Here is a 19,416-nt window from a genome sequence, read left to right as displayed (position 1 = left end):
ATATCAAAAGTGGTTCATAGATTATTTTTTAGAGGATTAAAAGAGCAATTTCGTATAATTTAAACTCTAGCTCTGAGGTTTTTTGAGAGAAGAGTTTATTGGAAATGTTAGAGTAATTGATAGGTGTCTATAAAGTATTTATCAATATTAATCTATAGAGTTAGGTTTTTAAGTGGATAATAATCTTCATTTTTGATTAGTAATTCAATAATTATATGAGTCTTAAATCAAAAGCGGAGCTGTAGCAGGCGTTATTTTATATACAAATAGGCTTTAAAAGGTTAAAATATACCCGTATGCGAAAAAAATATGGTATCTACGGAGGTTAATAGCATGTCTGATATTAAAAATATCACTAAGCTTAATATAGAAGATAAAGGAAATAAATATTCTCTATATAGCTTAAAAAAACTTTCTCAAGAACTTGGTAAAGATGTAAATCGTCTACCATATTCAATAAGAGTGTTACTTGAAAACCAATTAAGAAACATCGATGGTTACAAAGTAAAAGAAGAAGATATGAATAAGGTGCTAGACTGGGATGCGAAAGCTAGCTCTAGACCAGAAATTCCACATATGCCTGCTAGAGTTGTAATGCAAGACTTTACAGGTGTTCCAGCAGTAGTTGATTTAGCAGCGATGAGAAAAGCTATAAAAGATGCTGGCGGAGATGCTGATAAAATTAACCCTCTTGTAGATACAGCTATGGTTATCGACCATTCTGTACAAGTAGATTACTATGGTACAAAAACAGCATTAGCACAAAACGTAGCTAAAGAATTTGAAAGAAATGGTGAAAGATATAGTTTACTTAAGTGGGCACAAAAAGCATTTGATGACTTTACAGTTGTACCACCTGGAATGGGTATTATCCACCAAGTAAACTTAGAGTATCTTGCGAAAGGTGCATTAGTTAAAAATATTAATGGTGAAAATGTAATTTATCCAGATACTTTAGTTGGTACAGATTCTCATACTACTATGATCAACGGTGTTGGTGTAGTAGGCTGGGGTGTTGGTGGTATCGAGGCTGAAGCTGTAATGCTTGGTCAACCATACTATATGGTACTTCCAGATGTTGTAGGTGTGAAACTTACTGGTAAATTAAAAACTGGTGTAACGGCAACTGATTTAGTTCTAAAAATCACCGAAGCACTTAGAAAGCATGGTGTGGTAGGTAAATTTGTAGAGTATTATGGCGAAGGTCTAGAAAGCTTATCTTTACCGGATAGAGCTACAATTGCTAACATGGCTCCAGAATATGGTGCTACTATTGGTTTCTTCCCAGTTGATGAAGTGACTTTAGACTTCTTTAACAATACTAACCGTAGTGAGCTTGTTGATGCTGCGCGTGAAATGTATAAAGAGCAGTTGCTATTTAGAGAAAACCCAGCTGAAGAGCCAGAGTATTCTAGTATTGTAGAAATCGATCTATCTGAAGTTGAGTCTAACCTAGCAGGTCCTAAGCGTCCTCAAGATAGAGTAGCGTTCCATGATATGAAAAAAGCTTTTGCAGAGGCGCTAGTTCATGAACAAGGCTTACATGGCTTTGGCTTAACACAAGAGCAGTTGCAAAAATCTGCAGAAGTAGAGGGGCTTGGTGAATCTATTACTCATGGTTCACTTGCTATTGCTGCAATTACATCATGTACAAATACATCAAACCCATCACTACTATTAGGTGCTGGTTTACTTGCTAAAAAAGCAAATGAGAAAGGTCTAAAGGTTAAACCTTTTGTTAAGACTTCTTTAGCACCGGGATCACAAGTTGTAACTCAATACCTTGAGAAGGCAAACTTACTTCCAGAACTTGAGAATTTAGGATTTAACCTTGTAGGATATGGTTGTACTACATGTATTGGTAACTCTGGACCTCTTGATGAGCCTGTTGTTAATGCAATTAATGAAGCAGATTTAGTTGTAGCTTCTGTAAGTTCAGGTAACCGTAACTTTGAAGGTCGTATTAACCCTCATGTTAAAGCAAACTATTTAGCTTCACCTATCCATGTAGTAGCTTATGCTTTAGCTGGTACAGTTGATTTTGATCCTATTGAAGATGCTATCGGTGTAGATGCTGAAGGTAATAACGTATATCTTGCTGATGTATGGCCAACTACTGAAGAAATCGCAGCTATTCAATCTGATGTAATTAATTCAGAAATGTTCAAAAAAGCTTATGCAACAGTACTTGATGGTACAGAAGATTGGCAAAAACTTGACGCTCCTGAAGGTAAACTATATGAGTTTGATAAGTCATCAACTTACATTCAGTGCCCGAACTTCTTTGAGAAGTTTGCTGAAGGTAATGATAATTTAGATATTAAAGGGGCGAGAACTCTTTTAATGTTAGGTGATTCTGTAACTACTGACCATATATCTCCAGCTGGTGCGATACCTGAAGACTATCCTGCAGGACAATACCTAAAATCACATGGTGTTGAGAAAAAAGACTTTAACTCATATGGTTCTCGTCGTGGTAACCATGAAGTTATGATGAGAGGTACTTTTGCAAATATTCGTATCCGTAACTTACTTTTAGATAATGTTGAAGGTGGCTTTACTAAATATCATCTTGATGGTTCTCAACAGTATGTATTTGATGCTGCGATGAAGTATAAAGAAAAAGATATTCCATTAGTTATCTTAGCTGGTAAAGAGTATGGTACTGGTTCATCGCGTGACTGGGCTGCTAAAGGTACATTCTTATTAGGTGTTAAGGCTGTTATAGCTGAGAGCTATGAAAGAATTCATAGATCAAACTTGGTAGGTATGGGCGTGTTACCTCTTGAGTATGTTGATGGTCAAAATGCTAAAACTCTTGGGTTAGATGGTTCTGAGATGTTTAACATTAAAAACCTAAACAATATTCAACCTCGTCAAAGAGTTGTTGTAGAAGCTGTACATCCGAAGACTGCTCATACTACAACATTTGAAGCATTAGCACGTTTAGATGCTGATGTTGATGTTGATTATCTAAAAAATGGTGGTATTTTACAAACTGTTTTAAAAGATATGATGGCTCAGAAAAAAGACTCTAGCTCAGTAGAGCATAAAGCTAGTTCTAAAGAATCTAAAGATTCACAAGATTCTATAGAAACATCAGAATCTTCTGATTCTTCTTGCCCATTCTCAAAAATGGCTAATTTCTTTAAAAAGTTATTCAAATAATTAATCTATAAATTTTCTTCAAGTCTCTATTTTTTATTCTTTATTAGTGATAAAGTTTTATTATTACAGGTAATTTAGACTCTATTTTACATATATGATAAGAAAGCTACTAACTATTTGTGTACAGAAAAAGGCATCAGATTTGCATCTTTCTTCTGGCTGTAAAGCTAAATATAGAATAGATGGAGATTTGATTGATATAGAATCATCTCCAATATTAAACGATAAAATGATTTCTCAAATGCTCTTAGAGATAATGACTGATGATCAAAAAGAAGAACTAGTTGATACTTATGAGTGTGATTTTTCTATTGATGATAAAGAAAATGATGCTAGATTTAGGGTTAATGCGTTTTTCCATAATAGGGGATATGGGGCTGTTTTTCGTCGTTTAGAGAATAAAATTCCTACATTAGACCAGTTTGGGGCTCCAAGTATTCTTAAAGATGTACAAGCTAAAAAAGGTGGATTAATCCTCGTAACCGGGCCTACAGGGTCTGGTAAAAGTAGTACGTTAGCAGCATTAGTTAACGAGATAAACCAAAAAGAAGACTCACATATCTTAACTATTGAGGACCCTGTTGAATTTGTTCATGTTAGTCAAAGAGCATTGGTGAATCAACGTGAAGTAAAAAGAGATACTAAAAGCTTTAATGCAGCGTTAAAATCAGCTCTTAGGGAGGATCCAGATTGTATCCTTGTCGGTGAGATGAGGGACTTAGAAACTATTCGCCTAGCATTAGAGGCTGCTGAGACTGGGCATTTGGTTTTAGGAACTTTACATACCATGTCTGCTATTAAAACTGTTGATAGGGTTATTTCGGTGTTTCCTCCCGCTGAGCAAGAGCTAGTGCGAAATATGTTAGCTGAATCTCTACAGATAGTCATTTCTCAAAGACTACTTAAACGTAAAGGTGGTGGCCGAGTAGCTAGTTATGAAGTACTTATTTCTAACTCTGGTATTCGAAATATGATAAAAGAGAATAAACTTTCTCAGATTTATACAGCATTGCAGACTGGGACTTCAAAAGGAATGTCAACAATGGAACATAGTATAGAAAATCTACTTAAGGCTGGAACAATTACAGCTGAAGAAGCCGCTAAGTATATTGTGGTAAGGTAGTAAGTGAAATTAAGATTAAGAAATAATAGTTTTTATCTGATTAGCTAGTTTAGAACCACTTGTAAAAGCCGATTCTACTCGGCCCTTAATACACCAGTCTCCACAAGCTGCTATATTTTGAAGCCCATCTATAAAATATCCTTGGGTATTTTGCTTTTGTATATTTGCATAGCGCCAAGCATGTAGAGTTTTATAGTCAGGGTTTGAAAGATCAATGTTTAAGATATTTTTGACTCTATCAAAAACTATATCAAGAATCTGCTCTCGCTGATCATCAATATGCTGATCAGCCCATTGGTTTGATGAATGGATTAGTAGACAGCTAGGAGTATTTCGATCAGGCTTTGAGCTGTTTAGAGATATCCAGCTAACTATTTCATCATGAACTAGAGCTGTATCAAAACCTAAGTTGATTTTACGACTGTAACCAAGCATTAATGAAAAGCAACCACTCATTTTTATAGATGTTATCTGATTAAAAAAGCTGGTCTTTATTGGAAGGACCTCTCTTAACTGGTCGGATGGTATGGCTAAGACAACCCAGTCATACTCACCTAAGTGCCTACCGTTATCATCATAAAGAAACCATTGCTGATTTGATTTTGTTATTTTTGAAACTCTAGTGTTTAACAGAATATTTAAGTCTTTGGCTAAATATTGAGCTACTGTATTCATTCTTGGGCAGCCAATATAGTGGTTATACTCATCATTCCAAGTTTTTTTATTTACTATTCTGCTCTCTTTTATTTCAACAAAATCAGCTTGCCAATTCTTTATGATTCCTTTATTAAGTAAAGGTTGAATAAAGGCTTTAAACTCAGGAGATTTTGCTGTGAAATATTGAGCTCCATGGTCAAAGTAGTAAGGGTCAGCATATCTTGTAGACATCCTACCACTTACACCTCGAGCTTTCTCATAGATTGTTATGTCAGCTAAGCCTTTTAAGGTATTCGCGACAGTTAATCCTGCTAAACCAGCACCAATGATAGCAACTTTTTTCATATTACACTCCATGATATTCCAAGTAATATCACTACAATGGTTGTTATAGGTAGTCTAATGCAGAAGAAGTACCTATATTCAGTAAGTTTTGCCTTATAAATATAGTAGTCGATTTTGAGTAATACTAGAAACTCTATGGCTAGTACAAAGACAAAGGTTTTTGCATCTAAACTAAGATATGCTAGCCATATTGCTATGACATTTATGTTGCTACTGATTGTTAGTATTAGTTTTTTACTAGGATCAGCTAGGTTCATTTGTCGCCCCCAGTGTGTGCTAGCAAGAAAACTAGCGATCACTAGGCCGTAACTACAAATAGCTTTAGAGTTATTGCCAAATATAGAGAAATCATAGTTATAAGTTAGACAAACTGTTAAAAAAATGAAAGGGATTAGTCCTAAGTATCCTAAGTAAAGATCAATGTTTTTGAGAGTTTTCAAATTAGTTCTCCTAATAGCTTAACTTCTCTTTTGTTTTCCCTCTAAAAATATAGTACGCATAACTTGTATAAAGTAGTAATAGAGGTATCATAATAATCGCAGGTATTAGTGTAAACAATAAAGTTGTATCACTAGCTTTGGCTTGTAAGTAAGTTATTTCGTAAGGAATTATATAAGGAAAAATGAGTGTTAACATACTTATATAAGTAAATATAAAAATACCAACCGCAAGCCAATAAGCTAAAGCATGATTTTTTGCATCAACAGCTTTTATTAAGACAAATGCACATACTATTGTAAGCGCAAATAACTCCCCTAGAATTATCATTTTATATAAATTATCAAAAGGAAGTTTAACGTATAATGGTGTAATTATACCAATCACAATCATTAGAATAACCAAAACTTTAGAACATTTCTTAGCAAACTGTTTAGCTTTGATAAATAGGTCATCTTCTGTTTTTAGTATTAAGCGAGTAGCTCCTAATAGAGCATAACCAAAGACTAGAGTTAAGCCTGTAACAGAAGAAAATCCTATATCATATAGAGCACCATGAGGGAATCCAACGATTAATTCTCCAACTATATAGCCTTGTAAGAAAGTCGCTGCAAAAGATGATATAAAAAATAAGCGGTCCCAATTTTCAATACCTTTTTGCGAGGATTTTAGTCTAAATTCGAAGCATATACCCCTTAATAATATCATTACTACAAGTAAAATAGCTGATAGATATATTTTAGGGAAAATGTATGCAAAGGCAATGGGGAACATACCGTAAAAGCATGCTAGAGCAAAAACTAGCCATGTCTGGTTGCCATCCCATGTTGGTAATAAGATACTCGTTGCAATATCTCTTTGATGATTATCTAAGAAGGGAAATAATATTCCCATACCTAGAGCAAAACCATCTAAAATCACATATAACAGTAGGGCGAATGCAATTATCATTAACCAAATTAGTGCTAAATCCATATCTTATTCCTCCTCGCTTACATTTTTTTCAACAGATTGAAAATATGAGTAAGGCATTCTTTCTTCTCCTGGAGCATTTGGTCCACCCTTTATAATCCTTATTAGATACTTGAAGTAAAAGTAACCAAATATGATAAAGTAAACGATGATTATCGAAGCTAGTGATGCAAAAACTTGCCAAAAGCTAATATCACTCACAGAGTATTGTGTTCTAAGAATGTTATAAACAACCCATGGCTGTCTACCAAACTCTGCGGTAAACCATCCTGTAATAATAGCAACAAAGCCTAGAGGAGTTGTTAGTGTACAAATTCTAAGGAACCATTTTGCAGAATGTACTTTTTTCCTTGCTAGTAGAGTTGTACCAATAAGGCCAATTAAAATCATCAGAGTTCCGATACCAACCATTATTCTAAAGCTATAAAATACTACAGCAACAACAGGTCTGTCTTTTTCAGGAACTGATTTTAGACCAATTAACTCACCATCAAGCTCATGGGTATTTATTAAAGATGCAAGTTTAGGGATTTCTATAGCGAATAGATTCTTCTCTTGAGACTCACTTGGGTATGCAAAAACTACAAAAGGAGCTCCTTTTTGAGTGTTCCAGACTCCTTCTATAGCAGCAGTTTTTAGTGGTTGATTCTCATGAACCTCTCTACCAACATCATCGCCAACCATAAGTTGAGTCAAGCTTAGTACCAATATAGATATGACTGAAAACTTAATACAAGTTTTGGCAAATGAGTGGTGCTTGTCTTTTAACATGTAATATGCACTGACACCTAAAATAACCATTAAAGTACTTAGATAAGCTGCTAAAAGCATATGTATGTATCTAGGTATTACAGATGGGTTAAATATCACGTGATACCAGCTATAAACTTCAAACCTACCGTTTATATAGTGAACTCCATCTGGAGTTTGCATCCAAGAGTTTGCTGATAATATCCAAAAAGCTGATAATGTAACACCAACAAAGATAGTGAAATTTGCTAAGAAATGGACATATTTATTAATTCTTCCCCAACCAAATATCATTATTCCAAGAGCACCAGCTTCAATAAAGAATGCTGTTAGAACTTCATAGGTAAATAAAGAACCAAGTACAGGGCCTACTTTCTCTGCAAAGCCTGCCCAGTTAGCACCAAATTGAAACTCCATAACGATACCTGAAACGACACCCATACCAAATGTCAGAGCAAATATTTTTGTCCAAAATTTGACTATAGATAAGTATTTGTCATTTTTTGTTATTAACCATAGAGCCTCAAAGATCATCAAAAATGTTGATAATCCAATACTAAAGGCGGGGAAAAGTATATGGAAACTTACTGTGAAAGCAAATTGTATTCTTGAAAGAATCTCGACCCAGTACATAGGAAAACCTCTTGTTTGTTTAGTTATTAAAATCTAGCCTCATGGGCTAGTGGTTTTCAGCTGGGAGGGCTAAATTTCTACCTATAGATTCTCATATCAAAACTATATTCTCAAGTTGATTTCTATAAGATTAATAAATTGTAATGTTCATTAGTATGATTTTATCAATATAATTGTAAGTGAGGCTAAGAAAATATTATGGAGTATGTATGAAGATACTAATAGCAGGAGGCTCAGGGTTTGTTGGTAGAGAGCTATCTAAATATCTAGGTCAAAAGTATAAACTAACTTTGCTGACTAGATCAGAGAAGAAAGATTTAGGTAACTATAATGATTTAATTACATGGGCTAATCTAACACAAGACAATATTGCTAACTATGATATTGTAATAAATTTATGTGGTTACAATATTGGAGAGAAACGTTGGAGTAAGAGTGTCAAAAAGAAAATATTATCAAGTCGTATAGAGCCTACAAATAAACTAGTTGAACTTATTGGAGATAAAGATATTTGGCTAATGAATGCTAGTGCGATTGGATACTACAATTTTTCTAAACTAATCCAAGACGAAGATAACCATAATAGAGACTATGATAAGCTAACTTTTGGTCAAGAGGTTGTTGATAAGTGGGAGAAATGTTTGGTTGCCTCTAAACTTCAAAGATATACGATTTTTCGTTTTGGTGTGGTTATCGGCAATGGAGGAGCTTTGGAAAAGATGTCTATGTCAGCTAAGTTTGGTTTCGTTACGATGCTTGGTGATGGACATAACTATATGAGCTGGGTCAGTATACATGATTTGTGCAGAGCCTTTGAGTTTGTGATAGATAATAAACTTGATAATAAAGAGATATTTAATCTTACATCACCAAATGTCTGTCAGCATCAAGTACTAGTAAAACTATTAAGGAAATATTTAGTCAAAAAGCACATATTAAAGATGCCTACTTTTATGGTTAAATTATTATTTGGTCAGATGGGGGAAGAGTTGTTGCTTTCAAGTCAAAATATTAGACCTACAAGATTAATGTCAAAAGGATTTGTCTTTGAAGATCTCAAGATGCAAAAAGCCTTAGAGAGATATTTTTAAATATATAAAACTCTTTTTTAATAAACTCCTATTAAGCTTCGGAATGATAATTCGTTGGTATTTTAACAGTTACAGTAAGCCCTGTTTGATCAGTATTATTTTGGGCATAAATTTGACCATGATGTAGTCTTACAATTTCTGTAACAATTGCTAAACCTAATCCACTACCTTCTTCACCAGTTCCTGTTTCACGATAAAATCTATCAAAAATTCTATCGATATTTTCAGGTGGAACACCAATACCATTATCTTTTATTTCAACGATAATATTACTATTTTCTTTATAGGAGTGTATTTCAATACTTCCACCATTAGGGGTGTATTTGATCGCATTAGAAATTAGATTTTTAAACATTATCCCAAGTAAATAATCATTACTATAACAATAGATTTGTTTTTCACAAGGGAAAAATGAAACCTCTATATTTTTCTCGATAGCTTTTATGGCATTTTCAGCGATAAGGGTTTCAAGAGTTTTATTAATCATGAGTTTTTTACCAAACGTAATTTGCTCATTTGGTTGGATTCTACTTAGTGTTAATAATTGATCAATAATATGTGAATACCTATTAGTTGAGTTTTCAATTTTCTCCAGCTTTTGCTTGATTTCTTCGATGTCATCAGACGCAAGAGCTATTTGAACTAATGTTTTAACTCCTGCTATCGGTGTTTTTAACTCATGTGCAGCATCACCAGAGAAGCGTTTTTCTCTTTCTAATGTCTCATGGAACTTTTCTATTAAAGAGTTTATTTGCTCAACTAATGATTTAATCTCATAAGGGATAATATCTTCATCTAGCTTCTCATTTTTGCGTGGATTGATCTTTGCAACACGTCTATTTATGCGTTCAAGTGGGTGAAGAGCTGTTTTTAGGATGTAGTATATAAATGCAATAAGAATTATGTATGTTGAGGCTAACAGTATTGCAAACTTAAATATTATTTGTCGAGAAACTTTATCCTTTACATCATTGTTGGCAAATATTGTAATAACCTTGTCGTTGTCTGTTTTTAATGTGTAGGTATACCAGTGTCTTTGTTTACCTGAAGCATAGCTATAAAACCAATCAAACCCTGTTCTAGAAATAAGCTTTTGATAATCTTTGTTAAAAATGGGTAGGTTTGATGTTTTTAGGAATAATTTTTTATGTTTAAGATCATAAACAATAAATCCAACACTTTCATTATGATTTTTAATATCTAAAAAAGATGAGGATATTTTATTTACTATCATATTTGTAGCATTTTTATCTCGCTCTAGAGGATATATTTTTAGCACAGTTTCAATAACCTGAGCGGCAGATTTTAGCTGATAATCAAAAAGAGCATCATTTTGATGCTTGACTTGGTAAAAACTAAATATGGATATGACAAGCATAAATACCGCAAAAAAACTGGCAAAAGAAACGACTAAGAAACTTAGTATTGAACCTTCTTTTTTATCTCTCATAAAAAATATACAACTTGAATGTTTATTCATCTTATTGCTTACATTATAAAGAATTTTGAAATTTATTATTAGTTTTATAGTTGTTATAATGATTTATAATATTTAAAGAATTACATAAGAGTGTATAGTTTTACTAAATTTATATGAGCAAAATAGCTAAGCCTTTCTACACAAAGTATTATGAGTCGGCGACTTTATACTTCTATACAGATGAAGATCTTCGTTTTGATCTTGTTTTAACTTGTCCTCATGCAGAGATTGGGAGTAACTTCATTGAGTTTGATTATCCTGCTATAAAACAGTTAATAAAATTAGAAAAACAAGCTTTTGATGATTTTCTAGCAATTGAATATGATTTTGGTACATATTCTCTTAGCCATGCTATTGCTCAGAAGTTATACTGTGAATATGGTCTGTATACTTTGATCATGGAACCAACGTTTCCACGTTCAGTATTAGATGCAGGCAGATTATATCCAAACTGCATAAGAAATATTATCGACTATGATCAGCACCTTGAACTAAAAGATTCATTAATTAAACTTTATGATGAATACATGGAGAAACTTTGTCATGTCGTAGCTGTTGCTAAAAGTTATAATGCAGTATCTATAGACTTACATACAATGTCTAGCTATTCGCCAAATGTTATCCAAGAAAGATACTCTGAGGCAATAATAGAAACCCCAGATACATTAGAGCAATATATTGATTTATATAAAAAAGCACATATAGAAGGTGAAAAGAGAATAACAGAGCTTTTTACGGGAGATGCTCGTAATGGAATTTTTGCTTCTAAAATGTTGCTAGAGTCATTATCACGAGAGCTAGAAGCTATAGGCATAGATATACAATATGATAAACCATATATTTTAGCTGAGCATTTAGTAGCACATTATCTTGTTTGTGAATTAGAGACGGTTTGTATTGATATACCTAAAGATCTTATATCTAAAGTAACAACAGATGATGAAGAGTATGATATAGCTAATTTAGAAGTTGATAAAAATAAATTACTAACAATGGCTGAAGCTTTTGCTAAAGCTGTTGCTGATACGCGTAAACAACAACAATTAAAAGGTGCATAATTTATGGCAGTAAAAACAACAAACTCTATTTCTGAGAAAATTTGGGGCAAAAAAGCTATTCATATACCAAATACTACAGATATATATGGGGCAGACTTAGTTAGCTCTTTTGTAGATAAATATGTTACGCGTACACTGTGCTTACTTGCTAAAGATCATAAGATAATCTTGCCTAAGAAAAGCCAAGATGAAGTTGAAAAGATTGTTGCTTATTTTAATAAGATTGGCTTTGAGTATATAAGTATGGACAACTTTATCTTTTTGCATAATGAGCATTATAGGTTTTCAACAATTGTTATGAATTATGCAGATCAGATTTCAGAATTTAGTAATCCTGAGTATACTAGTCTTGTACCTTTTACTTCAGCTACCGCAGTTGAGTTGCTTGGCATTAAATATAAGAAAAACTATGGCCTATCAGAGGCGTTATCGCAGTTTTTAAATGATAAATCTTTCTTAAGACAGATGTTACATGATAAAGGAATACTTGTTCCTAGTGTAAATATAATCTCAACAGTTTCTGATGATGACTATGTTAAAAAAGCCCTAAAAATATATCGTAAATATGAAAACAAAGGTATATATGAGTGTGCTGTAATTATGCCTAGAGCATGTTCAGGTTATGGTATTCATAGATTCCAAAGTGAAAAAGAGTTAAGAGAGATTTTAAAACTTATGCGAAGAGTGGAAATATTTATGATTGATCCTTGGCTGGATAATCTTGGATCACCTGCGTTTCAAGTAAGTATTGGAGATAAGAAAGAGGACGATATTTGTTTAGGACTTAGTGATCAGATGTTAGATGGTCAAACTCATTTAGGAAACAAGTATAAATCAGAATTTAGTGATGAACCTGCTGTTATTGAAATGTGTGATGAAGTAACAGAGATTCTACGTGATATGGGAGTTCGTGGGATTGTTGGGGTTGATCTTTTGATACGTAAGATAGATGGTAAAATAGTTCCATATGTCTTAGAGGTTAATGCAAGACAGACTGGTGCAATATACGCAGGATTTTTGGCTTATGAGTTGCGTAATGGTCAAGATAAACCTTGGGTTGGGCATAACAATGTAATTGTACCGAAAGATTCAACAATAGATGATTATCATAGATATTTGAAATCTAAAGGTGTTGATTATAAATATGGCGATAGTGAAGGGGTTATTATTACATGTATAGGAAATCTTGAGCTTAATCATAAAGTTATGATTTTAGTTATTGCTGATACTGATAAGCGACTAAATGAGATTCTAGATATAGCGACATCATTTGAATAGATAAATTTAATGATATTTTATTGCTTGAAGAACTCCCGTTATTATCATTTGTGTACTGATAATCGTTAGTATCATCCCCATAAGTCTCTCAATTGCTCGCATACCTCTTCTTCCTAATATACGCTTTAGAAATGGTGCGATTAGAAGAATTAATAAAGTAGCAAGGCAAGCTAAGATTATCGATAGCCAGCTAAGCCACATGCCTATACTATTATGCTGAGCGATAATCATAACCATAGCAATACTTGATGGGCCAGCCATTAAGGGAATTGCGAGAGGAACAATAAAAGGATCAGTATCATCCTCTGGTCTCATATTTTCATTGCTAGGGTATATCATTTTTAGTGCCATAACGAATAAAATTACACCTCCAGATACTTGTACTGCGGCAACAGAGATGTTCATTAATCCTAAGATTGCCTTACCACAAAAGAAAAATAGGCTAAGTATCAAAAAGGCTATGATCATCTCTCTTATTATTATTCTTCTTTGATCACTAGGGTTATATTTTCTAAGAATACTTAAGAAAATTGGGATATTACCGATACCATCCATTAGTAGAAATATCGTCACAAAAATTGTATAAAAGTTCATAGTCTATTCTCAACGAATTAAAAGAGTTTGCGTGTAAGGCTAAACTCATATGGTTTATTTAAAATCTATTCAAGCTTGGGTGTTTAAAGGTACAGTTTTTCTTCCATATCTAGGTGAAGAATGTCACTGCCTAATTTGAATGTGTGTAATCTATCATACCATACGGATTGATGCCAACTTTCTTCAGCACATATTATTAATTTTGTCTAAAAAGGGTTAATTTAACTTTTTTCTTAGATTTATATATAACGTATGTAAATGAATCGTCTTGCTTTAGTTTGAGGACAGTGTCAAAATTAAAAACATTAGTATAACTATTATTTGGTAGCAGATGAGTAAAATATCTATAGGTGTGAGTAGTTGCTTAGTTGGAAATAATGTTCGCTACAATGGAGGTAATTGCCATAAGTCATATATAACTGGAGTCTATGCAGATTATTTTGACTATAAAGTGGTGTGTCCTGAAGTTGCTGCAGGTTTAGGAGTACCAAGACCAACACTATTTTTAGTAGAAGATATTCAAAAGAATTTATTGGCAGTTAAAACAAATAAAACTCATGTTGATGTTACAGATAAGCTTAAGCAAGCTGTTGATAAGTTAGTAGCAAATTTAGGTACTGTTTATGGATTTATTTTAAAAGCTAAATCTCCTAGTTGTGGAGTTGCAACAGCTAGAGTGTTTGATGAAAATCATGGTTATACAGGTATTAAGGCTGACGGATTATTTGTTAGAGCTCTTAGGGAGTATGATCCATTATTACCAATAGAAGATGATGGAAAGCTTACAGATAAAACTTTAAAGGATCATTTTTTGCGTAAAGTCTTTTGTTATTATGATTTGAAAAGTGTTTTCATGAATTGCTCTAGTATTACTGAGATGATGGAGTATCATTCAAGACATAAAATACTACTGAGAATGCATAATAATAAGATCAAGAAAGTTTTAGGTAATATGCTCTCTGAGGCTGGCGGTAAGGCAGACCTTGATGAGATTAAACAAAAATATGTAGAGTTATTTATGCAGGCAATAGCATCTCCAGCAAAAAGAGGGGCTCACTATATGGCCTTACAAAATGTTTTACGTGAGATAAATAAGAAAATCTCTAAATCTCAACGCCAGTATCTTCAAGAGATATTAAATAAATATAAAGATTGCAAGATCTCATGGGATGTACCAGTAAGTATTATAAAGATGTATCTTTTAGAGCTTGAGTTACCTTACTTAGCTAAACAAAGCTATCTAAACCCATATCCTGAAGAGCTTATTTGACCTAAGCATTAATCTCTTTTGGAAGTAAGAATGCAAAAGGTACACAAATTAGTAATAATCCTGATAAGATTGCTATGATTATATCAAATGATTGATTATATGATAGCGTATGGGCAACTCCTTGTGAAAGAGATAGTATATACCCAATGCCTGGTAGAAGTATAACAGGCAATATATTATTTATCATATTTACACCTGCCGTACTTGATGCAGAAGTCCCAGGCGGAGATATAATTTTTGCGATAGCAAACGTTATTGCCTGAGGTCCAGCCATAATACCAAGTGCTAAATATAAAACGATAAATAAATCTTGGGTCATAGGTATATATGCGATAGCTATTATTAGCAATCCTGATGATACTAAGCTTAAAATTAATAAGAATCTAAAACGATTAGTATAAGCACTAATAACTCCAAAAACTGCAAATCCAATAGCAGCTCCAGCGAATAGGAAACTATTTAAATGAGATGCTACAGCTTGATTAACATTTAGTTTAGCTTCTATTAGTCCAACACCCCAAAGAGAACCAAGAACATTGATTGGCATAAAGATACTAGCACCGATTAAACTAGCAACCCAAAACTTAGGATTCATAATAATTTGGAATAACTTTATGAGAGTTTCTGAGAAGCTAGATTGACTGAAGTGTGTGAATTTTTCTACATGCTTTTTATTATCTTTAATGAAAATGACTATGAGTAAAAAAAGAGCTACTCCAAAGTAAGTAAAAATAGCATTACCTTGTTTCCAGCCAAGGTTGGTGACTAAGTTTGAAAGAAAGACATCAGTGAATAATCCACCAAGAATACCAATAACTGTTGTAAAGCCTATAAATGTTGAGAAAAATCTTTGTGGTAACCACATGCCAGCCATTTTCGCAGCACCAATAAAACCAAATGCTGAGCCAACTCCCATAAGTATTCTACCTAAAAAGGCAACTTCATAATAGTTAGTAGCAGAGAATAGGTAGTTTCCTAAGACACAAAGAGCTGTTGCAATACTAATTACTGTCTTACGATTGTATTTATCTAATATTACTCCTGCGGGAATTTGCATTATAGTGTAAGAGATAAAGTATGCTGAAGAAAGCCAGCCAATTTTAGCATCACCTATATTAAAAGCATTTTTAAGATCTTCAGCCATCACTCCTGGAGCAGCTCGAATAAAGAAATCATAACTATAATTTAAAGTTGCAATTAGACATATTACCCAAGCAATAGCAATTAAATGATTTGATTTAGGTAAGTGTGATTCATTCATAAAAATATTAATTAGATGTTTCAAAGTTATTAGCATACCAAAGAAACAAAAATTATTCAAAATAGAAATTTTTATAATTTCTATAAAATCAAGGTTTTTACACTAAGTAATTAAGAACTTGTTATTGATGCTTACTTATATTGAGAATTAAATTTAAGAGGGAATTAGTGTGTTGAATCATTCTTTCCAAGTTCATCGACTATTTTTTGTTGCTCGATTTCTAGTTTGACAGATTTTGATTTATCACTAGCAATATACATGTATACAACAGGTAAAACAAATAAAGAGAAAAGAGCACCAATAACAAGTCCACTTGATATAACAACACCAATACAGTTTCTACTGACAGCACCAGCACCAGAGGATGTAACAAGAGGTATCACACCAACAACCATTGCAGATACAGTCATTAAGATTGGTCTTAGACGCTGAGATGATGATGTAACAATAGCGTCATACTTGTTTAGGCCTTCATGTTTTTGTAAGTGGTTAGCAAACTCAACCACCATAATTCCTTGTTTTGATATTAGACCTATTAGGGTTACTAAACCAAGCTGGGTGTAGATATTTAGCGAGGCCCAGTTTGCACCAATATATTGACCAAAATATAGTGGAATCAAAGCTCCTGAGATAGCCATAGGAATTGTTACGAGAATAACTAAGGAATCTCTAAAGCTCTCAAACTGAGCTGATAATGCTAAGAAGATTAGTACGATTGCAAAAGCAAAGGCCACCATCATAGTGTTACCATTTTCAACAAATTGGCGAGCTGATCCTGAGAAGTTATATGAGAATCCAGCTGGTAGTTGGCTTCTAATTACACTCTTAACATAGTCGATAGCTTGTCCTTGTGTTACGCCAGGCGACATCACCGCAGAAATAGTCGCAGAGTTTAGCTGCTGGAAAGTGTTCTGAGTTAGAGGTTGTCCTTTTGTTTTAAATGTCATTAGTGCTGATAGAGGAACCTCTGAGTTAAATAAGTCAGAAGCATCATCTGAGCGAATAAAGATATTTCCTAGCTGTTCTTGAGTAAGCATCTCATTTCTAGCTAATTGAGGGATTACTTGGAAGCTATAGCCTCTAAGGAAGAAGTAGTTTATATAGCCACCAGCATATGAAGAGCCAAGTGTTTTAGCTATATCTGCCATTGTGATGCCTAAGATCCCGGCTTTTTCACGATCAATATTTATATCAACAACAGGGTTGTCAAATTTAAGATCACTTTGTGCGAAAACAAACAGCCCACTTTTCATCATTTTATTAATTACTTTATTAGTGATGTCGTTTATAGCCTCATAATCGTTAACACTTTGGATAACTATAGAGATAGGAGCTCCTCGAGGTATACCTGGTAAAGATGGAACTTGTTGTACATATGTTTGTATACCTGGTAATTCAGTAACCTTAGATTGAATAATATTAGCAGCCTGCTGTTGGGAGGTTTTTCTATCATCCCAAGATTTCATGATAAATCCACCAAATATTACGTTAGAACCCATTACACCATTTAGAATAAATGTGGCTTTCTTGCCAGGAACACTATCTAGTGTTTGATTTAGCTTCTTACTAAATGCTTCTAGGTAGTTTATGTTAGCAGAAGATGGAGCTTGTCCCATTACAGCGATAAACCCTTGGTCTTCAATAGGCGCAAGTTCTGATTTGATACCTGTGCCCATTATAAAACAGCTAATAAGTACAATTATTCCCATTATAGCAATAGCTGGTTTTATCTCTAGGACAAATATTAGTAAAGCTTTGTATTTTGCTGTTAGCTTACTAAAGAGTGAATCAACAAACTTTACTAGTTTGGTGCTCATCATTTGGCGATTAAGCACTTTTGAACACATCATGGGAGATAGTGTATAGGCAACTATACCAGATATTAGTACAGCTCCAGCAAGCGAGTAAGCAAACTCGGTAAATAGTTGGCCAGTAAAGCCTCCCATCATTCCAATAGGGGCATAAACTACTAATAAGGTTAAAGTCATGAGTATCACTGGGTTAGCAATTTCTCTAGCACCTTTAATAGCCGCAGGGAAAGGCTCCATTCCTTCCTCTATATGACGATAAATGTTCTCTAGTACAACAATTGCGTCATCAACCACTAGCCCTATGGCAAGAATCATGGCTAGAAGTGTTAAAAGATTTATAGAGAATCCCATCATACTCATTAAAAAGAATGAACCTATAATAGATAAGGGGATTGCTATCACTGGTACAATAATTGCTCTTAGTGATCCTAAGAATAAGAACATTACAACAGATACGATAATAACTGCTTCAGCAAGAGTGTGCAGAACTTCATCAATGGAGCTTTCAATGTATAGTGTACTATTGTATGCAATGTTAACATCTAAGCCATTAGGTAATGAAGCTTTGATGTTTGGTAGTTCTTTGACTAAATTTGCAATTACTGAAAGAGGATTATCTTCAGGTGATACTACGGCACCAGCAAGAACTGCATTTTTACCATCAAAATATACTGATGAATTATAGTCTTGAGCACCTAGCTCTACTTTTGCAACATCCTTTAGTCTGACTACTTGATTATCGCTTTTTTTGATAATAAGATTCTCATAGTCTTGAGCTTTGGACATACTAGTCTCGGGATTTAGAGTATAGTTTAGATATGGGCCCTGTATTTGACCACCTGCTGAAACTAAGCTATTAGCTCCAATTGCTTGAGATAACTCATCAGGGGTTATACCATACTCTGCCATGCGTGATTTATTAGGATATATACGCATTGCATAAGGTTTGTTACCCCAGACATCTATTTCTGATAGACCACCCTGAGCAAGTAATTTTGGTGTTAACTCAGAGTTTATATACGCTGATATCTCTGAGGTACTCATTGTTTTACTTGTAAAGGCAAGAATTAATGATGGGAAGTTATCAGCTGGGTTTAGTTTAATAGCTGGAGAGTAAGCATCTTTTGGTAGTTGGTTTAATACTGAGTTTACATTTTGTACCACCTCAGATAGAACATCATTAGAATTGTATCCAAGTTTTACATATACAGTAATTGTACTAGTCCCGATGGCAGACTCAGATGTCATATAGTCAATACCCTTTGATGTACCTACTGCTGATTCTATAGGTCTAGTTACAAACGCTTGAATAGTAGCAGGGTTTGCACCAGGGTATGATGTTGTAATTGTTATAGTAGCACTATCTATGTAAGGATATTGTCTAATTTGTAGGTTAAAAAATGAACCAACTCCAACAACAATAATCATGAAGCTTATTGAAAGAGATAAAACTGGTCTTCTTATGAAAATATCAATAAGACGCATTA

The 19,416-nt window shown here is 33.7% G+C and carries 14 protein-coding genes; 6 read left to right on the top strand and 8 right to left on the bottom strand.

All coding sequences use genetic code 11. The features are described from left to right. Positions 1-333 precede the first annotated feature (333 nt). Positions 334-3,168 (top strand): aconitate hydratase AcnA, encoded by a 2,835-nt coding sequence (gene acnA, locus FIP56_RS09270; RefSeq protein WP_192578624.1) that lies wholly within the window; start codon positions 334-336, stop codon positions 3,166-3,168. A gap of 94 nt (positions 3,169-3,262) precedes the next feature. Next, positions 3,263-4,291 carry a type IV pilus twitching motility protein PilT gene (locus FIP56_RS09265; RefSeq protein WP_192578623.1) on the top strand — a complete coding sequence of 343 codons (1,029 nt, stop codon included), beginning with the start codon at positions 3,263-3,265 and terminating at the stop codon, positions 4,289-4,291. 15 nt (positions 4,292-4,306) lie between these two features. Here the strand turns inward: FIP56_RS09265 and FIP56_RS09260 are convergent, their stop codons facing one another. From FIP56_RS09260 to FIP56_RS09245, 4 genes are read right to left on the bottom strand one after another with little or no spacing between them, the layout of a single operon-like run. Further along, entirely contained in the window at positions 4,307-5,293 is a 987-nt protein-coding gene (locus tag FIP56_RS09260; RefSeq protein ID WP_192578622.1) for an FAD-dependent oxidoreductase, read from the bottom strand. Beyond that, entirely contained in the window at positions 5,290-5,733 is a 444-nt protein-coding gene (locus FIP56_RS09255) for a DUF3429 domain-containing protein (RefSeq protein ID WP_192578621.1), read from the bottom strand. Before FIP56_RS09255 ends, FIP56_RS09260 begins: the two co-directional genes overlap by 4 nt. 10 nt (positions 5,734-5,743) lie before the next feature. Next, positions 5,744-6,706 (bottom strand): cytochrome d ubiquinol oxidase subunit II, encoded by a 963-nt coding sequence (locus FIP56_RS09250; RefSeq protein ID WP_192578620.1) that lies wholly within the window; start codon positions 6,704-6,706, stop codon positions 5,744-5,746. 3 nt (positions 6,707-6,709) lie between these two features. Next, positions 6,710-8,086: a cytochrome ubiquinol oxidase subunit I gene (locus tag FIP56_RS09245; RefSeq protein WP_192578619.1), complete on the bottom strand. Its 1,377-nt coding sequence runs from the start codon at positions 8,084-8,086 to the stop codon at positions 6,710-6,712. Positions 8,087-8,295: 209 nt separating this feature from the next. On the opposite strand from FIP56_RS09245, the gene FIP56_RS09240 reads away from it, so the two are divergent. After that, a complete protein-coding gene (locus FIP56_RS09240) occupies positions 8,296-9,177 on the top strand; it encodes a TIGR01777 family oxidoreductase (RefSeq protein WP_192578618.1) in 882 nt (293 codons plus the stop codon). 31 nt (positions 9,178-9,208) lie between these two features. On the opposite strand, the gene FIP56_RS09235 is transcribed toward FIP56_RS09240, so the two are convergent. Beyond that, positions 9,209-10,657, bottom strand: coding sequence for a HAMP domain-containing sensor histidine kinase (locus FIP56_RS09235; protein WP_209451840.1), 1,449 nt, complete (start codon positions 10,655-10,657; stop codon positions 9,209-9,211). A gap of 113 nt (positions 10,658-10,770) precedes the next feature. Between FIP56_RS09235 and FIP56_RS09230 the strand changes: the two genes are divergently transcribed. Together FIP56_RS09230 and FIP56_RS09225 are read left to right on the top strand one after the other, a co-directional pair. Beyond that, on the top strand, positions 10,771-11,715 hold the full coding sequence (locus FIP56_RS09230) for a hypothetical protein (RefSeq protein ID WP_192578616.1): 945 nt from the start codon (positions 10,771-10,773) through the stop codon (positions 11,713-11,715). A 3-nt stretch (positions 11,716-11,718) separates the two neighbouring features. After that, on the top strand, positions 11,719-12,993 hold the full coding sequence (locus tag FIP56_RS09225) for an ATP-grasp domain-containing protein (protein WP_192578615.1): 1,275 nt from the start codon (positions 11,719-11,721) through the stop codon (positions 12,991-12,993). A 6-nt stretch (positions 12,994-12,999) separates the two neighbouring features. On the opposite strand, the gene FIP56_RS09220 is transcribed toward FIP56_RS09225, so the two are convergent. Beyond that, entirely contained in the window at positions 13,000-13,587 is a 588-nt protein-coding gene (locus FIP56_RS09220) for a MarC family protein (protein WP_192578614.1), read from the bottom strand. Positions 13,588-13,918: 331 nt separating this feature from the next. On the opposite strand from FIP56_RS09220, the gene FIP56_RS09215 reads away from it, so the two are divergent. Continuing rightward, positions 13,919-14,857: a DUF523 and DUF1722 domain-containing protein gene (locus tag FIP56_RS09215; protein ID WP_192578613.1), complete on the top strand. Its 939-nt coding sequence runs from the start codon at positions 13,919-13,921 to the stop codon at positions 14,855-14,857. A gap of 1 nt (position 14,858) precedes the next feature. Here FIP56_RS09215 and FIP56_RS09210 read toward each other — a convergent pair whose 3' ends face one another. Together FIP56_RS09210 and FIP56_RS09205 are read right to left on the bottom strand one after the other, a co-directional pair. Beyond that, positions 14,859-16,118, bottom strand: coding sequence for an MFS transporter (locus tag FIP56_RS09210; protein WP_192578612.1), 1,260 nt, complete (start codon positions 16,116-16,118; stop codon positions 14,859-14,861). Between the two features lie 164 nt (positions 16,119-16,282). After that, the gene (locus FIP56_RS09205; protein WP_192578611.1) at positions 16,283-19,414 is read right to left on the bottom strand and encodes an efflux RND transporter permease subunit; all 3,132 of its coding nucleotides are present in this window, start codon (positions 19,412-19,414) and stop codon (positions 16,283-16,285) included. Positions 19,415-19,416: the final 2 nt, after the last annotated feature.

Source organism: Francisella sp. LA112445, assembly GCF_012224145.1.
In the GTDB taxonomy this organism is placed as follows: domain Bacteria; phylum Pseudomonadota; class Gammaproteobacteria; order Francisellales; family Francisellaceae; genus Francisella.
Note: the sequence above shows the minus strand (reverse complement) of the source record. Positions and strands in the feature narration are given on the sequence as shown.